The 15,960-nt window shown below is 68.5% G+C and carries 14 protein-coding genes; 8 read left to right on the top strand and 6 right to left on the bottom strand.

From position 1 onward, the window contains the following. The first annotated feature begins 52 nt into the window (after nt 1-52). The 3 genes from OG817_RS24425 to OG817_RS24415 all read left to right on the top strand — a co-directional run bounded on the left by OG817_RS24425 (nt 53) and on the right by OG817_RS24415 (nt 6,797). Complete coding sequence (locus tag OG817_RS24425) at nt 53-1,681, top strand: PrsW family intramembrane metalloprotease (RefSeq protein WP_406046954.1); 1,629 nt, start codon at nt 53-55, stop codon at nt 1,679-1,681. A 455-nt stretch (nt 1,682-2,136) separates the two neighbouring features. Further along, nucleotides 2,137-5,121 (top strand): AAA family ATPase, encoded by a 2,985-nt coding sequence (locus OG817_RS24420; protein WP_406046953.1) that lies wholly within the window; start codon nt 2,137-2,139, stop codon nt 5,119-5,121. Then, entirely contained in the window at nt 5,118-6,797 is a 1,680-nt protein-coding gene (locus tag OG817_RS24415; protein WP_406046952.1) for an ABC transporter, read from the top strand. Before OG817_RS24420 ends, OG817_RS24415 begins: the two co-directional genes overlap by 4 nt. A gap of 130 nt (nt 6,798-6,927) precedes the next feature. Here the strand turns inward: OG817_RS24415 and OG817_RS24410 are convergent, their stop codons facing one another. Together OG817_RS24410 and OG817_RS24405 are read right to left on the bottom strand one after the other, a co-directional pair. Continuing rightward, the gene (locus OG817_RS24410; RefSeq protein WP_360456146.1) at nt 6,928-7,545 is read right to left on the bottom strand and encodes an SRPBCC family protein; all 618 of its coding nucleotides are present in this window, start codon (nt 7,543-7,545) and stop codon (nt 6,928-6,930) included. Nucleotides 7,546-7,624: 79 nt separating this feature from the next. Then, on the bottom strand, nt 7,625-8,122 hold the full coding sequence (locus OG817_RS24405; RefSeq protein WP_406046951.1) for a single-stranded DNA-binding protein: 498 nt from the start codon (nt 8,120-8,122) through the stop codon (nt 7,625-7,627). Between the two features lie 144 nt (nt 8,123-8,266). On the opposite strand from OG817_RS24405, the gene ettA reads away from it, so the two are divergent. Further along, nucleotides 8,267-9,949 carry an energy-dependent translational throttle protein EttA gene (ettA, locus tag OG817_RS24400; protein ID WP_406046950.1) on the top strand — a complete coding sequence of 561 codons (1,683 nt, stop codon included), beginning with the start codon at nt 8,267-8,269 and terminating at the stop codon, nt 9,947-9,949. A gap of 24 nt (nt 9,950-9,973) precedes the next feature. Here ettA and OG817_RS24395 read toward each other — a convergent pair whose 3' ends face one another. Beyond that, nucleotides 9,974-11,005, bottom strand: coding sequence for an alpha/beta hydrolase (locus tag OG817_RS24395; protein WP_406046949.1), 1,032 nt, complete (start codon nt 11,003-11,005; stop codon nt 9,974-9,976). Nucleotides 11,006-11,172: 167 nt separating this feature from the next. Here OG817_RS24395 and OG817_RS24390 point away from each other — a divergent pair, with 167 nt between their 5' ends. The 3 genes from OG817_RS24390 to OG817_RS24380 are packed head-to-tail and all read left to right on the top strand — an operon-like array spanning nt 11,173 to nt 12,607. Next, nucleotides 11,173-11,511 carry a metalloregulator ArsR/SmtB family transcription factor gene (locus OG817_RS24390; RefSeq protein ID WP_360456154.1) on the top strand — a complete coding sequence of 113 codons (339 nt, stop codon included), beginning with the start codon at nt 11,173-11,175 and terminating at the stop codon, nt 11,509-11,511. Continuing rightward, on the top strand, nt 11,508-11,984 hold the full coding sequence (locus OG817_RS24385; RefSeq protein ID WP_406046948.1) for an SRPBCC domain-containing protein: 477 nt from the start codon (nt 11,508-11,510) through the stop codon (nt 11,982-11,984). Before OG817_RS24390 ends, OG817_RS24385 begins: the two co-directional genes overlap by 4 nt. Further along, complete coding sequence (locus OG817_RS24380) at nt 11,981-12,607, top strand: dihydrofolate reductase family protein (protein ID WP_406046947.1); 627 nt, start codon at nt 11,981-11,983, stop codon at nt 12,605-12,607. The genes OG817_RS24385 and OG817_RS24380 overlap by 4 nt, the downstream gene beginning before the upstream one ends. On the opposite strand, the gene OG817_RS24375 is transcribed toward OG817_RS24380, so the two are convergent. Both OG817_RS24375 and OG817_RS24370 read right to left on the bottom strand, forming a co-directional pair. After that, nucleotides 12,604-13,470 (bottom strand): aminoglycoside phosphotransferase family protein, encoded by an 867-nt coding sequence (locus OG817_RS24375; protein WP_406046946.1) that lies wholly within the window; start codon nt 13,468-13,470, stop codon nt 12,604-12,606. The genes OG817_RS24380 and OG817_RS24375 overlap by 4 nt on opposite strands. A gap of 43 nt (nt 13,471-13,513) precedes the next feature. Beyond that, complete coding sequence (locus OG817_RS24370; protein WP_406046944.1) at nt 13,514-13,978, bottom strand: MarR family winged helix-turn-helix transcriptional regulator; 465 nt, start codon at nt 13,976-13,978, stop codon at nt 13,514-13,516. Nucleotides 13,979-14,070: 92 nt separating this feature from the next. On the opposite strand from OG817_RS24370, the gene OG817_RS24365 reads away from it, so the two are divergent. Then, nucleotides 14,071-15,438, top strand: coding sequence for an FAD-dependent oxidoreductase (locus tag OG817_RS24365; protein ID WP_406046943.1), 1,368 nt, complete (start codon nt 14,071-14,073; stop codon nt 15,436-15,438). 41 nt (nt 15,439-15,479) lie between these two features. Here OG817_RS24365 and OG817_RS24360 read toward each other — a convergent pair whose 3' ends face one another. Then, the gene (locus OG817_RS24360) at nt 15,480-15,944 is read right to left on the bottom strand and encodes a MarR family winged helix-turn-helix transcriptional regulator (RefSeq protein WP_396394995.1); all 465 of its coding nucleotides are present in this window, start codon (nt 15,942-15,944) and stop codon (nt 15,480-15,482) included. Nucleotides 15,945-15,960 lie beyond the last annotated feature (16 nt).

Below are 15,960 nucleotides of genomic sequence, written 5' to 3'. Positions count from 1 at the left end.
CGCTGCGTGGGCGGTCCTGCCGTGTGAAGGGCTCTCCAACTAGGCTGCGGGCATGAGTTACCCCTCACCAGGCCCAGCCGGCTCGCCGCAGCCCGCGGCGGGGTCGGCGTACTCGCCCGGCGGACCCTACCCGCAGCCGAACGTGCTGGGGAACCATCCGGTCCCCGGCCAGCGGCGCAACCAGGGCATCCTGATCGGCATCGTGATCGCGGTCGTTTTCGCGATCGCGGGCCTGGTGATCTTCGGCATCGTGGTCAAGTCGACCGGCGCGGGCGGCTTCACCTGGGGGCTGGTTTTCGCGTTCGTGCCCGTCATTCCGGTGATCGCGCTGTATCTGTGGCTGGATCGTTACGAGCCGGAGCCGACCAAGTACATCCTGTTCGCGCTGTGCTGGGGTGCGTTCATCGCGACCCTGGCCGCGATCTTCATCAACACCGAGGTCTCGAACCTGCTCGAGGAGACCGGCAGCGGCGGCAACCGCTCCGCCGTCTTCGTCGCGCCGCCGGTGGAAGAGTTCGCCAAGGGCTCGGTCATCCTGCTGCTGGCGCTGGTTCGCCGCAAGGAGTTCGACGGCATCATCGACGGCCTCGTGTACGCCGGAATGGTCGGCGTCGGCTTCGCCTTCACCGAGAACATCCTGTACTACGGCCGCATCTTCAACCAGCTGTCCGAGGAAGCCGGCAGCGACGCGGGCCTGCGCGGCGCGTTCGTACTGTTCGTGATCCGCGGCCTGATCTCGCCGTTCGCCCATCCACTCTTCACGTCGTTCACCGCGATCGGCATCGGGGTTGCGATCAGGCATCGAAGTACCGCCGTCCGGTATCTCGCCCCGATCGTGGGGTACCTGGCTGCGGTGCTCGCCCACGGACTCTGGAACGGCGGCGCCAGCTGGGCCGGCGGCGGCGGTTTCATTACCGTCTACCTCTTCCTGATGGTGCCGATCTTCATCGGCATGGTCGTGTTCGCGCTGGTGATGCGGTCCCGCGAGGGACAGATGATCGCATCCCGGCTGTACGACTACGTGCGCTTCGGCTGGCTGGTCCCACAGGACGTACCGCTGATCGCGACGCTGCGCGGGCGCAAGGCGCTACGGCAGAACGCGAAGCGGTACGGCGCTCAGGCGGAAACGGCAGCCAAGGCGTTCCAGCACAACGCGACCGAGCTGGCATACCTGCGGGACAAGATCGTCCGCCAGGTGATCGGGCCGGACGCGCTCGAGACCGAGAAGCAGCTGCTGGACGAGCTGCGGGAGCGGCGGCCGAGTGTGCCGTTCCCGCCGATGCCGGCGTTCGCTCAGGCCGCGCCGCAGTTCCAGGCGGTGCCGGGGCCGGGGATGCCTGGGGCGCCCGGTGGTCCTATGCCTGGTGGTCCTGGGCCGGGTGGACCTGTGCTCGGGCCTGGTGGCCCGATGCAAGGGGCGCCGGTGCCTGGGGGTGCAGGGCCTGGTCAGCAAGGGTCCGGTCAGCCGGGAGCGGGTGCGCCCGGTGGGCCTGGAGGGTCGCCGTACCAGGGTCAGGGAACAGGTGGATATCAGCGTCCGCAGGATGGTTATCCGCCGCCTCAGCCGGGGTATCCGTCGGGGCAACCCGGTTACCCAGGGGGCCAGCCTGGTTACCCGCCGGGACCCCCTGGTCAGCAAGGACCGCCGGGAGGATACGGTCCGTATCCACCATCGCAGTGATGCCACCCGTCCACGCCGCCAAACGGGGATGACGATGACTTTGCTTCTGCGCTGTCCGACCGGGCACCCTGTGTCCGTGGGCGGACGTCGTGGCTGACACCAGGTCAGCAGCTGGTGAAGGTTCGGAGCCGCAGGCTCCGGGCCGGGATCAGCCTGCCCAGGAGCTGGCGAACTTGATCACCAACTCGGATGCCAAGGGCAAGGGCTTCTGGCGCCGCCGGCGCCGGAAGTCCCAGCCGGAACCCGCCGCGCCGCCTGCCTCGGAGCCTGCCGCGCCGCCTGCGCCGGAGCCTGAGAAGGGCCAGCCGGGCGCTGAGGCGACGGGTGCTGCTCCGGTTGAGGAGTCCTCGGCTGAGACGTCTGTAGGCGCTGAGGCACAGCCTGAGGCGGCAGGTGCGGCAGGCGGGTCCGAGTCGGATGGCGCCGCTGGTGCTTCCTCAGACGATGAAGAGAAGGTGTCTGAGGCCGAAACCACGGAGGCCGCAGCCGAGGGCGGGGAGACCGATCAGGCCGCGGCTGAGGTAGCTGAGGAGCCTGAGGCTCAGGTCGCTGACGCGGCGGATGGGTCTGCCGAGGGTGGCGACGTACCGGCTGAGGAGCGGTCGCGGGCGCCGGTTGGGGTTGTCTACGAGCCTGATGAGTCTCCGGATGGGTTCCCGCTCGAGTACGGGAACATCATCGTCGGCCTGCCGAAAACGGCAGGCGGTGAGTCCGACGAGGCCGGTGAGGCCGACGCCTCGGACGACGCTGACGCCGAGGCTGCAGAGGCGGCCGAGGAGCAGGAGCGCGGCACGGGTGACGCTGCCGAGGAGACCTCCGAGAGCGCTCCGGCTGATGAAGCTGCCCCGGTGGAGGCCGGAGACGCGGAGTCGGCTGACGCGTCTGCTGCGGTGTCCGGCGACGACGCTGCGGCTGAGGCCTCACAAGACGGTGCTGAGTCGAGCGCCGAGACTGAGAAGCCCGAGGACAGGGCTCAGTCGGCCGAGGAGCAGGAGGCCGACGCGGAGCAGTCTGCGGACTCCGCGGAGGGGTCGTCCGAGAGTGCTTGGGCTGACGAGGCTGGTGCGGAGGAGTCCTCCGAGAGTGGTCGGGCTGACGAGGCTGGTGCGGGGGAGTCCTCCGAGAGTGGTCCGGCCGCCGGGGCTGATACGGAGGACACCGCGGACGATGTACCTGCTGAGGACGCGCACGACGGCGGTACGTCTGCGGACGTGAGCGCAGAAGCAGAGGCGTCCGAGGCCGGGACTGACGGATCCGGGGCGAGCGACGCGGCTGACGGATCCGCGGAGGAGGGGGCCTCGGAGGAGGTTGCTGCGGCCGACGGTGTGAGCCAGGCGTCGGATGAGGCCCGGGCGGGCGCGGACCACGAGTCCAGCCAGGAGCAGGAAACCGCCGGGGAGCAGGAAGACGGCGAGGAGCAGGCGACCGGCGGGGAGCGTGCTCCGGTTGCTGAGGTTGAGAAGGCTGCCGAGGACAAGTCCGAGGATGGCGCCGCAGCTGGTGAGGCGGATCCGTCGGACGAGAGCGGACCCGAGGAAGGCGCCGCGGCCGCGGCGCAGGATGCTGGCGCGCCAGCGGGGGAGCAGGACAACGAGGCTGCGGAGCAGGACGGCGAGGCTGGGGAGCAGGACGGCGAGGCTGGGGAGCAGGATGGTGGGGGTGCGGGGGAGCAGGGTGAGGATGTTGTTGAGGAGCTGACTGCGGATCAGTTGGCTGAGCGGTTGGCGGCTGAGCAGGCTGCTATGGCGCTGATTACGGCTTTGATGAAGTTGCGGGGGGCGTTGGCGACCAGTCGGTTGCCGATTGATGTGGTCGGGGCCGACGAGGCGCGGCAGCAGCAGAAGTCCATGCTGGATCAGCTGGACGACTACATCCTGCCTCGGCTGGTGCAGTTGGAGGCGCCCGTTCTCGCGGTCGTTGGTGGCTCGACCGGCGCGGGCAAGTCAACCCTGGTGAACACCATCATCGGCAAAGTCGTCAGCGAGCCCGGCGTACTGCGTCCGACGACCCGCTCGCCGGTGCTGATCCACAACCCGGCCGACGCGGACTGGTTCGTCGGCGACCGGGTGCTGCCAGGGATGGCGCGTACGACCTCCGACAGCCCGGGCGGGATGGAGGACGCGGGACAGCTCCGGTTGGTTGCCGCCGACACCGTTCCGCGCGGCCTGGCGATCCTGGACGCTCCCGACATCGACTCGGTCGTCGAGGCGAACCGCGATCTCGCGACGCAGCTGCTCGGCGCTGCGGACCTCTGGCTGTTCGTGACCACGGCAGCCCGGTACTCCGACGCCGTCCCGTGGGATTTCCTCCAGAGCGCGTCGGACCGCAGTACGGCGGTCGCCGTCGTACTGGACCGGGCCCCGGGCGAGACGATCGACGACATCACCGGCCACCTGGCCCAGATGCTGCTCGAGCGCGGTCTCGGCGACTCGCCGCTGTTCTCGATCAAGGAGATCGTTGTCGACAGCAACGGCATGTTGCCGGCCGAGACCGTTGCCTCGATCAAGGACTGGCTGGTCGACCTGGCCGCCGACGCGGAGGCCCGGTCGGCGGTCGTCCGCCGGACCCTGCACGGCGCCGTCACCGCGATGGTGAAGACCACTCCGCCGTTCGCGGCCGCGGTCCGCGCGCAGGCCGACACTGTGATCGAGCTGCGTTCGACCGTCGAGTCGGCGTACGACCAGGCGGTGAAGGACATCGCGAAGGCGGCTGAGGACGGCACCCTGCTGCGTGGCGAAGTGCTGGCCCGCTGGCAGGAGTTCGTCGGCACCGGCGAACTGCTGAAGGGCCTGCAGTCCAACGTCGGCCGGTTCCGCGACAAGGTGAAGGCCACGCTCGGTACCAAGGCCGCACCGCCGACCCGGGATCTCAACGACGCGGTCGAGTCCGGCCTGGAGTCACTGCTGGTCGAGCATGCCGCTGCCGCTGCCGAACGTGCTGAGAAGGCATGGCAGTCGAGCGCAGGCGGGCGGCAGTTGCTCGCAGCCGGTGGCCCGGAACTCGGTGCGATGTCCGAGGACTTCGCGGCCGCAGCGGGACGTACGGTCCGCGAGTGGCAAGCCTTCGTGCTCGACCTGATCCGCAAGGAGGGCGCCGAGAAGCGCGGGACCGCGCGTCTCCTGGAGTACGGCGTGAACGGGCTGGCACTCTCGCTGGTCGTGGCGCTTTTCGCCAGTGACGCAGACATCCCGACCGGTGCCGATGCGAGTTCAGGCGTCGGGAGCGCAGTTGTCGGGCAGAGGTTGCTGGAGGCGGTCTTCGGCGACGAGTCGGTTCGGACCATGGTGGCGAAGGCACGGGAAGAACTTGACGGTAAGGTTCATGCCCTGATGGATGCCGAATTCGCCCGCTATCTGACTGTCCTCGACCAGCATCCGGTCGACGCTGAGGCAGCCAGGCAACTGACCGAGGCCGCGCGCGCGGTGGAGGACTGCACGTGACGGGAACAGTGGATACGGTCGACGCCCCGGTGCGGGCCGCGACCGATGTCCTGATGAAGATCGACGCGCTGGAAGCAGCTGCAAAGGCAGGTCAGGGTCGGTTGGACCAGGTGGTGCTCACCGAGGCCACCCAGATCGTGGACCGGGCCGGCCAACGTCTCAGGATGTCCGGCGAGCTGACCGTGGTCGCCTTGGCCGGTGCGACCGGGTCCGGGAAGTCGTCGCTGTTCAACGCGATGACCGGCCTCGACCTGGCCGCGATCGGTACGCGTCGGCCGACCAGCTCGATGCCGCTTGCCTGTGTGTGGGGTGAGGAGCCGGCCGGTGAGGTGCTGAGCTGGCTCGGGATCCCGCGGCGCCACCAGGTGCAGCACCGCAGCTCGCTGGAGGAGCAGCAGTCGGAGGATCTGGACGGTCTGGTTCTGCTGGACCTGCCCGACCACGACTCGACCGAGGTCGAGCACCGGCTGATCGTCGACCGGCTGGTCGAGTTGGTGGACATGCTGGTGTGGGTGGTGGACCCGCAGAAGTACGCCGATGCGGCGCTGCACAACCGCTATATCAAGCCGTTCGCCTCGCACTCCGGTGTGATGGCGTTCGCGCTGAACCACATCGACAAGCTCAACCCGGACCAGCAGAAGAGCTGTCTGAACGACCTGGACCGGCTGCTGAAGGCGGACGGTCTGAAGTCGCCGACGGTCGTTGCGACGTCCGCGGTCAGCGGTGACGGGCTGGACGAGGTGCGTGGCTTGTTGGTCAAGCGGGTCAGCAACAAACGGTCCGCGCGCGAGCGCCTGGCCGCCGATGTCGATCGCGTCTCCGACCGGATGGCAAGCCAGTGTGGCAATGCCAAGACTCCGGAGATCGCCGAGGCTGACATCACCGAGCTCGTCGAGGCACTGTCCGACGCAAGCGGCCTGCCGGTCGTCGTCGACGCCGTACGGCGTTCCTACCTGCAGCGCGCCAGCGCCGCGGCGGGATGGCCGCTCACCAAGTGGTTGGGACGGTTCCAGCCGGATCCACTGCGGCGGCTGCAGTTGGACCAGGTGTCGAGGCAACAGGGCAAGGAACTGCGCCGGTCCGCGTCCCACGAGGTCGCGACCGCGCGGGCTTCGTTGCCTGCGGCAACGCCTGTGCAGCGTGCCCGGATGGACACCGCGGTGCGGACGATCACGAACAAGGCCGCGGAAGGACTGTCGCGGCCCTGGGCGGACTCGGTGCGTTCCGCGATCCGGCGCCGTGAGGAGTCGCTCGGCGACGAGCTCGACCAGGCGGTGGCGCGGACGGATCTTGGCATCGCCAACAATCCCGGTTGGTGGGGCGCGGCCCGGTTCGTGCAGTGGCTGCTGTTCGCGGTGACGCTCGCTGGTGGTGTGTGGCTGGCCGCGCTGCTTGTGGCGCGGATCGCCGGGCTGGATGACCCGCCGCTGCCCAAGGCGGGTGGAATCCCCTACGCGTGGATCATGCTGGTCGGTGGTGCGGTCCTCGGGATAGCGCTCGCGTTCGTCTGCCGGTTGTTCGCCAGCGGTGGCGCCGCCCGCCGGGCCCGCGCGGCCGAGAACGCCCTTCGGGCCGAGCTCGAGAAGGTCGCCGACAGCCATGTCGTCGCTCCGGCCCGCGAAGAGCTCGAGGCCTACACCACCTGCCGCGAGAGCCTCGCCATCGCCCGGGGCTGACGCCCCGAACCATCGCCACCGTCGCACCGAACCATCGCCACCAGCCGGGGCTGACGCAGCGGACCCCGGCACCGGTCGATGGTGAGCCGCCCAACCCACGAGCCGTCGTGAGTTGGGCGGGACCGCGGGACTAGAGCTCCCGGCCGGGGGCGAACTGGTTCATCGACAGCTCGGCCGCTTCGTAGAGGTCCTTCTCGGTGGTCGTGCCCGAATCGCGCACCGCGGTCATCCAGGCGCGGACGGACTGCTCATTGAAGTCCACCATCACCGGATCATCGGCGACCTCCACCGGAGTGCGGTCCGTGGGGAACGTGCCGTCGACGTACATGGCCAGGGCGAGGAAGCCGCCTTCCCAGCCGGGGCCGACGTACAGGGCGCCGGCGCCGCCGGGTGCCGGGAGTTCGCTGACCGTGTGCTCCAGTTCCAACTCGGTGGAGGCGTTGGCTCCCGGGATGAGACGGAGCTCGAGGAGGCTGGTCGGGCCGCCGAAGGTCACCTTGAAGCGCTTTGGTGGCTCGCACTCGAGGATCTCGCCGCCCGCGTTGTCCTGGAGCTGGAAGCTGCCGCCGACCTTGAAGTCGCCGGTGACCGGCCAGAACCAGCGCTTCATCCGCTCCGGGTCCGTGAGGGCGTCCCACAGCTCCTCCGGCTCGGCCTGGTACGAGCGACGCATCAGCACGGTGGCCGTCTCCCCGGTCCGGCTGACCTCCCGATGAACCGCGTTGATGTGCTCGAGGATGTCGATCACTGGTGTTCCCTCTCCTGATGGGGGCTGATGTGGAGCCCAGAATGCCGTTCGGTACTTATATAAGTCAAGGCTGAGATAGTCACGCGGCGTCCCGCTCGGCGGTCTGCGCGGTCAGGGGCAGCGATGTGACGGAATACTCGTCCGCGGGGTACGGCGAAGCGGTCGCCTCGATCGGATCCGGAACCGGCGTGGGAGTCAGCGAGTCCAGCTTCGGTGGATTCTTGCTGAAGGTCGTCGTACCTCGGGTCAGGTCGTGGCCGAGGGAGAACGCCTCGAGGACGACGCGGCTGTGTTGCTCGCCGGCGTCGTCGGTCCACTCGTGCGTTCGCAGGCGGCCGGTGACGATGACCGGTTGGCCGATCCGCACGGATTCGAAGGCGTTCTGAGCCAGTCCGCGCCAGCATTCCACGCTGAACCAGGTGGTCGGCTTGTCGACGTACCGCCCGAGGGCGCGGTCGAACTGTCGTGGTGTCGAGCCCATCCGGAACGTCGCGTGCGGGGTCTGGGCGACCTCTTTGAAGTCGGGGTCGCTGCCGACCCAGCCCAGAACGGTCACATAGGTTTCGCCGAGGCTCATGATCGCCACCTTCTTGATCGCGGGATGCACTGTCACCCGAGAAGATGCATGCGTTGCGACCCTGATCGGCACCCGATCCGACGATCTGTGGACAACTCAGGGCTGATTGGGTTCCGGCTGGCCCGAGCACATAGGCTCTGGGGTATGGCGGAATTCATCTACACGCTTCGCAACGTCCGGAAGGCGCACGGCGACAAGGTCGTTCTCGACAACGTCACGCTGAACTTCCTCACCGGCGCGAAGATCGGCGTGGTCGGCCCGAACGGCACCGGTAAGTCCTCGCTGTTCAAGATCATGGCGGGGCTCGACCAGCCCTCCAACGGTGAGGCCCGGCTGGCCGAGGACGCGACGGTCGGGATCCTGCTGCAGGAGCCGCCGCTGACCGAAGGCAAGACGGTGCTCGAGAACGTCGAGGAGGGCGTCGGCGACACCAAGCAGAAGCTGGACCGCTTCAACGAGATCTCCGCCGAGCTGGCCGATCCGGACGCGGACTACGACACGCTGCTGGCCGAGATGGGCGACCTGCAGACCGAGCTCGACCACCGCAACGCCTGGGACGTCGACGCTCAGCTCGAGCAGGCGATGGACGCGCTGCGATGCCCGCCCGCCGACGCGCTCGTGGACAAGCTGTCCGGTGGTGAGCGCCGCCGGGTCGCGCTCTGCAAGCTGCTGCTGCAGCAGCCCGACCTGCTGCTGCTCGACGAGCCCACCAACCACCTGGACGCGGAGTCTGTGCTGTGGCTGGAGCAGCACCTGCAGAAGTACCCGGGCGCCGTCCTGGCGATCACCCACGACCGGTACTTCCTGGACAACGTCGCCGAGTGGATCCTGGAGATGGACCGCGGCCGCACCTACGGCTATGAGGGCAACTACTCCAAGTACCTGGAGACCAAGCAGGAGCGGCTCGTCGTCGAAGGTCGCAAGGACGCCAAGCGGCAGAAGATCCTGGAGCGCGAGCTCGAGTGGGTCCGGTCGAACGCGAGAGCCCGCCAGACCAAGAGCAAGTCCCGCCTGGCTCGGTACGAGGAGCTCGCGGCCGAGGCCGAGCGCGCCCGCAAGCTGGACATCGACGAGATCAACATCCCGCCGGGTCCGCGGCTGGGCAGCACGGTGCTCGAGGTTTCGAAGCTGGAGAAGGGCTTCGGCGACCGCAAGCTGATCGACGGCCTGAGTTTCTCGCTTCCGCGGGCCGGCATCGTCGGCATCGTCGGCCCGAACGGTGTCGGCAAGTCGACGCTGTTCCGGATGATCGTCGGCGAGGAGATGCCGGACGCGGGCACGTTGAGGCTCGGCGACACCGTCAAGGTCTCGTACGTCGACCAGTCCCGCGGCGGCCTGGACCCGAAGAAGACGGTCTGGCAGCAGGTGTCCGACGAGCTCGACTACATCAAGGTGGCGAACTTCGAGATGCCGAGCCGGGCGTACGTCGCCTCGTTCGGCTTCAAGGGCCCGGACCAGCAGAAGCCGACCGGCGTACTGTCCGGCGGTGAGCGGAACCGGCTGAACCTGGCGCTGACGCTGAAGATGGGCGGCAACCTGCTGCTGCTCGACGAGCCGACCAACGACCTGGACGTGGAGACCCTGCAGTCGCTCGAGGACGCGCTGCTGGAGTTCCCGGGCTGCGCCGTGGTCGTCTCCCACGACCGGTGGTTCCTGGACCGGGTGGCGACACACATCCTGGCCTGGGAGGGCACCGACCAGGACCCGGCGCAGTGGTTCTGGTTCGAGGGCAACTTCGCGTCGTACGAGGCGAACAAGGTGGAGCGGCTCGGCCCGGAGGCCGCACGCCCGCACCGAGTCACCTACCGCAAGCTCACCCGCGACTGAAGCACTGGCCCGGTGCCCTTCGGATCAGTTGACGTGGAGGGCGGACAGCAGCATCGGGAGAGAGGCGTGGAGTTCCCGTTGCCAGTAGGCCCAGCCATGGGTGCCGGGGCCGTAGAAGTTGGTCGTCAGGTGTTTCGCACCCACGCGGTCGAGTTGTGCGGCGAGAGCGTGGTTCTGACGGTTGAAGTCGGCCTCTAGCGCATCCGTCTTGCCGGGTGGGTCGAACGGTCCTGCGGTGCCGTCGCCGCAGGACAGGTAGACCGGCAACGACTTGAGGCGGTGCGCGAGGTAGTAGGGGTCGTGGGCCGCCCAGATGTCTCGCTGTGCGACCGGATCACCCCAGACGCGCAGCGGGTCGTTGCCCTGGCCGGCGAAGAACCCCATGATCCGGTTGACGGACTCGTCGTTCAGCAGCGGGTGCGCGGAGCCGGAGTACGCCGCCACCGCGCGGAACATCCCCGGGTGCCGAGCGGCGTACAGCAGTGCGCCCTGACCGCCCATGGACAGCCCGGCCACGACGCGGTTGGCGCCGGCGCCCCAGTCGCGTTCCAGCAGGTGGCGCAGCTCGACGGTGTGGAAGGTCTCCCACGCCGGGTCGCCGCCCGCGCCGTAGTTCCACCAGTTGCTGTACCAGCCGTTCCATCCGGCTTCCGGCATCACCACGAGAACCTTCCGCAGGCTGTCGATCGTGGCGATGTCGGTCCCCGTCCACGAGGTGTAGTCACCACAGCAGCCGTGCAGCAGCCAGAACGTCGGCCAGTGGCGGCTGCGGTCGGCGGGATTCCATCCGTCCGGTGTCATCAGCCGGACCTTCACGGTCCGGCCGCCGAGGGCCTCGGACCGTACCGACAGGTCGACCAGTCGATCGGCGACCTGCGTGACGGCGACGACCTCCGCGCCGCGGGAGTGTCTGGTCTCGACGGAAGGAGCCGCCGTGGTGGCCATCGCGGCGTCCGCGGGTGCGAGCGGCCAGAGAGCGAGGATCACCGCCAGGACAAGCAACACTCGCTTGCGCAGAGACCTCGGATGCCGAGTCGAGCTGGGACGTGTCGTCATGAGAGACCTCCGGGGGCGGTGCGGAATTCTGCTCAGGTGCGTCGCCGAGACGCTAATCCACTCGCGGCACCGCGGCAAGACCACGGCCCGGGCAGAGGGTGGGGCTCTGACGCTCCCAAACACTTAGCCCTTGATCTAAGTGTCTGGTTGTGACAATACTTAGCCTCATGGCACAGTATTCAGCGGAGGTCGACGGTGTGTTCGTCGCGCTCGCCGACCCGACCCGACGCAGCGTCATTCGGCGCCTCGGCCGCGGGCCGACGAGCGTGGGCGAGCTCGCCGCCGAGTTCCCGATGACCCTGCCGTCGTTCATGAAGCACGTCCGGACGCTGGAGAGCAACGGCCTGATCCGCACGGTGAAGGTCGGCCGGGTGCGCACCTGCGTGCTCGACCGGGACCGGCTCGCGCTGGTCGACGACTGGCTCGCGGAACAGCGCCGGATCTGGGCCGACCGTACCGACCGGCTCGAACGATTCGTCACCGATCCGATGGAGGAGCATTCATGAACCCCGATCTCGACCTGACAGTGGACCGCGTCATCCGCGCGCCGCGTGCGGTGGTCTGGCGCGCGTGGACCGATCCGTCCCGCTTCGAGAAATGGTGGGTTCCGGCGCCGGCCGTGTGCCGGGTGGAGCGCCTGGAGCCGCGTCCCGGCGGTGCGCTCGTGACTCGGCTGAGCGGTGACGGCCCGGAGTTCGGTCCACATCTCGACGCCTGCTTCGTCGTCGTCGACGAACTGGAGCGAATCGTGTTCACCACCGCGCTCGACAGTTCCTGGCGCCCCGCACAACCTGCACCGGTCCTGATGACGGCCGAGATCACGTTGGCGGACCACCAGGACGGCACCGACTACCGGGTCATCGTCCGCCACGGCGATCCGGCGGCCCGTGCCCGCCATGAGGAGCTCGGCTTCGCCGACGGCTGGGGCGCGGTCACCAAGCAACTCGCCACCATCGCCGAGGGCGAGGCCGCGCGGTGAAGCTCGTACTCACGGAGTTCGTCACCCTCGACGGGGTCAGTCAAGGTCCTGGCTCGTCGACCGAGGACACCAGCGACGGCTTCACCCGTGGCGGCTGGCTCGTGCCCTACCTGGACGAAGCCTTCGTACGGCGTACCTCGGACTGGCTCGATCTCGCCGACGGACTGCTGCTCGGTCGCCGGACTTACGAGGCGTTCGCCCGCGACTGGCCGCAGATCACCGACCCGGACGACCCGTTCACCGTACGGATGAACGCGTTGCCGAAGTACGTCGTCACCAACACCCTCGTCGAAGGCACCTGGAGCCCGACCACCGTGCTCCGTGGCGATCCCGTCCAGTCCGTCGGTGAACTCAAGGCCCAGCCAGGACGGGAGCTCCAGATCCACGGGAGTGCTCGACTCGGCAACGCGCTGCTGGCAGCGGGTCTCGTCGACACGCTCCGACTCGTCGTCGCCCCGACCGTGATCGGCTCCGGGCGACGACTGCTCGACCACCCGAGTGCGCCGATCGGACTCCACATCACCGAGCACGAAGTGACGCCGAACGGTCTGGTGATCCTGCAGTACGACGCCACCGGCGCCGCTCCACTCGGGGAGTACGAAGGCGTGGCGGCCTTCGTCTAGCCGGCCTGGTGGTCCGCCAGAACGCTCATCACGACTGGAAGGTCCGTCGTGATGAGCGCCTTCCACAGCGCCCAGCCACGGGCGCGCGCCCAGGTCCCGGCGTCCTGCCCGACGGCCTCCCGGAAGGCGACGCGGGACTCGCCGGAGAAGAACGTGTACGCGATCACCAGATCGCAGGCCGGGTCGCCGATGCCTGAGGTGCCGAAGTCGATGACGGCGGACAGCCGGCCGTCCTTCACCAGCAGGTTCCCGCTCGCGATGTCTCCGTGGAACCACACCGGCGGCCGGTCCCACGACGTCGCCAGCGCCGCATCCCAGACATCGCGCGCCAGGTCGGTGTCGATCCGTCCCTTCAGCACGCTGAGCGCCTCGACGGTCTCGTCGTGGTAGTGCTCCGGCGGCGCACCGCGGTAGAAGCTGTGCGCACCCGCTGCCGGTCCACCCGTGGCGTCCGCACCCTGCAACGCGAGGATGAACCCGGCGATCGACCGCGCGAATTCGTTGAGGTCGGCAACGGTCTCGTACGACGCGGTGGCGCCGTCCAGCCAGCGCCGGATGGCCCAGTGGAACGGATACCCCTCGCCCGGTGAGCCCTTCGCGACCGCCTCGGGGATCGGCACGGGCAGGACCGGAGCCAGCTTCGGCAGCCACTCGTGCTCCTTGTGCACCGCGGCGGTGTAGCTCTCGTGCGTCGGCAGACGCGCGGTCAGGTCTTCGCCGAGCCGGTACGTCCGGTTGTCCCAGCCGTCGACCTTGACCGCCGTCACCGCCAGCTCGGCCCACTGCGGGAACTGCGTCGCGATCAGCCGCCGTACCAGTGCCGCGTCGATGCCGGCCCGGCCGTCTTCGTGAATGTCCGTCACGCGACGAGATTCTCCGGGGTGCGGTGAAGGCACATCAAAGGCTTTAGCTATCGGCTAAAACATCCTTGACCGGCTGCGAGTTGCCGACCGCGTCCGCGAGGAAGGCGGAGATGGTCCGCAGTTCCTCAGTGCTTCGCGACGCCAGGACCGCGTGCATGCGCTCGGCCTGCTCGGCGTACAGCGGGACGAGCTTGTCCTGGATCGCCTCCGTCGACGGCGTCACCACGACCTTGCGGCGATCACCGGGATCCGGTCGACGGGTGACGAAGCCGTGTGCCTCGAGCCGGTCGATGACACCGGTGACCGTGCCGGAGGTGAGGCCGGTGTGCTCGGCGAGCTCCCTCGGAGTCAGCGGTCCGTAAGTCTGCAGCAGTGTCATGAACTGGGAGTCGCTGGCGCCCAGACCGACCTTCGCGGAGACCGCGTGGTTGAACAGCACGACGCTGGCGATCAGGTGGATCATCCGCTCCTGGATCTCGCCGGCGAGCTCTTCTCTGGCACTGGTCATGGCCTCCTCAGCATAGGGGTTGCATTTCTCTCGGATCTCCAAGATACTCAGATTACCAAGATACTTGAAGAACCGAGATAAAGGAGAGAGCGATGAAGGTGCTGGTGATCGGTGGCGGGACCGGCGGGCTGGCGCTGGCGCACGGGCTGCAGCGGGCCGGCATCGGCGTGACCGTGTTCGAGCGGGATGCGCTCCGGACCGATGGGCTGCACGGCTACCGGGTCGGGATCGACCCAGATGGCAGCCGGGCGCTGCACGCGCTGCTGCCGGCCGACCTGTACGACACTTTCGTGGCGACCAAGGCGCGTGACCCGAAGTACTTCAACATGCTCACCGAGGACCTGAAGGAGGTCCTGTCGTTCGACCTGCCGGAATCGACCGGTCCGGTCGAGAGCGAGAAGTCGATCAGCCGGATGACGCTGCGACAGGTGTTGCTCACCGGTCTGGACGACGTGGTCGAGTTCGGCAAGGAGTTCACCCGCTTCGAGCAGCACGGCGACCAGGTGACGGCGTACTTCGCCGATGGCGCCCAGGCGACCGGTGACCTGCTGGTGGCCGCCGACGGCTCGGGCTCGCGGGTACGACGCCAGTACCTGCCGCAGGCCAAGACCGAGGAGACCGGGATCATCGCGATCGCGGGGAAGCTGCCGATCACCGCGGAGAGCGCGAAGCTGGTGCCGCCGAAGGTGTTCGAGGGCATCTCGATGGTCAACGCGCCGCACGGGCTGGCCTGCATCCTGCACGTGATGGAGTTCCAGTGGGACCGTGACGGCAACGTGAAGAGCGGGATCGGCGGCAACACCGAGGAGTTGATCCGGCGCTGGCCCGGGCTGCAGTTCGACAACACCCGCGACTACATCAACTGGGGCCTGTCGGCGACCAGGGATACGATGCCCGGCAACATCTTGGAGCTGCGAGGGCAGGAGCTGATCGACGTCGCCCTCCAGCTCACACCGGACTGGCATCCGAATCTGCGGCGGCTGTTCGAGCTGGCCGACCCCGGCACCTGCTTCCCGGTGAACATCTGGACCTCGGTCCCACTGGAGCCGTGGCAGACGACGAACGTGACGCTGCTCGGCGACGCCATTCACACGATGACGCCGGGGCGCGGCGTCGGCGCGAACACCGCGTTGAGGGACGCGGTGAACCTGTGCCGGCAGCTGATCGAGGTGCGTGACGGTCGCCAGGAGTTGATCCCGGCGGTACGGGCGTACGAGGCGAAGATGATCGCGTACGGCTTCGACGCCGTACTGAAGTCGCGGGCGCAGATGACCTCCGACGATCCGGTGTACAAGCCGGTGATCGGGCGGCTGGCGCTGGCTGGGATGCGCACCGCGATGCGGACGGTCAACCACCTGCCGCCGGTGAAGCGGCGGATGCGTGACTCGATGCTCGCCTACCGCGGGGCTGACCGTGACGAACTGGCCCTGGAGATCAGCCCGGCCACGACCGCACGCTGACGAGCCGGCCCAAAGCGATCGGGCCGGCGACTGTCAGCGGGTCAGCGCTGGCCGATGTGCTCCGACACGGCGTCGAAGACGCGGCCGACCGCCACGAAGTCCTCGGGGGTGGCCAGGTCGACCAGGTTCTCCCGGACGCCCTCCACGTGGTACGGCGCGGCCTGCTCGAGCAGCTGGAGACCGGCCTCGGTCAGCTCGGCCCAGACGCCGCGCTTGTCGCTGGTGCAGGACGTACGGCGGACCAGCTCGGCGGTCTCCAGCCGGCCCACGGTGTGGGTCAGGCGGGAGCGGCTCTGGTGCAACCGGTCGGCCAGGTCGGCCATCCGCAGCCGCCGGTCGGGCGCCTCGGAGAGCCGGACCAGGATCTCGTAGTCGTTGATACCCAGGCCGAACTGACGCAGGTCGTCGTCCAGTTTCGCCATCAGGCGTGCGGTCCCCAGCAGGTACGCACGCCACGCCACCTGCTGCTCGGCGTCGAGCCACCGGGTCTCAGTCGTCGTCGTCACGGCATCAGTGTACCGG

This window comes from Kribbella sp. NBC_00889, assembly GCF_045207705.1.
Lineage (GTDB): Bacteria > Actinomycetota > Actinomycetes > Propionibacteriales > Kribbellaceae > Kribbella.
The sequence above is the reverse complement of the archived record's forward strand: the minus strand, read 5'-3'. Positions and strand labels throughout refer to the sequence as shown.

Bases quoted from the DNA above. Each gene is read 5' to 3' on its own strand.
- OG817_RS24425 (WP_406046954.1), top strand. From the start codon at position 53: ATGAGTTACCCCTCACCAGGCCCAGCCGGCTCGCCGCAGCCCGCGGCG.
- OG817_RS24405 (WP_406046951.1), bottom strand. From the start codon at position 8,122: ATGAGCCTCGGCGAAACCTATGTGACCGTTCTGGGCTGGGTCGGCAGC.
- ettA (WP_406046950.1), top strand. From the start codon at position 8,267: ATGGCGGAATTCATCTACACGCTTCGCAACGTCCGGAAGGCGCACGGC.
- OG817_RS24395 (WP_406046949.1), bottom strand. From the start codon at position 11,005: ATGACGACACGTCCCAGCTCGACTCGGCATCCGAGGTCTCTGCGCAAG.
- OG817_RS24390 (WP_360456154.1), top strand. From the start codon at position 11,173: ATGGCACAGTATTCAGCGGAGGTCGACGGTGTGTTCGTCGCGCTCGCC.
- OG817_RS24385 (WP_406046948.1), top strand. From the start codon at position 11,508: ATGAACCCCGATCTCGACCTGACAGTGGACCGCGTCATCCGCGCGCCG.
- OG817_RS24370 (WP_406046944.1), bottom strand. From the start codon at position 13,978: ATGACCAGTGCCAGAGAAGAGCTCGCCGGCGAGATCCAGGAGCGGATG.
- OG817_RS24365 (WP_406046943.1), top strand. From the start codon at position 14,071: ATGAAGGTGCTGGTGATCGGTGGCGGGACCGGCGGGCTGGCGCTGGCG.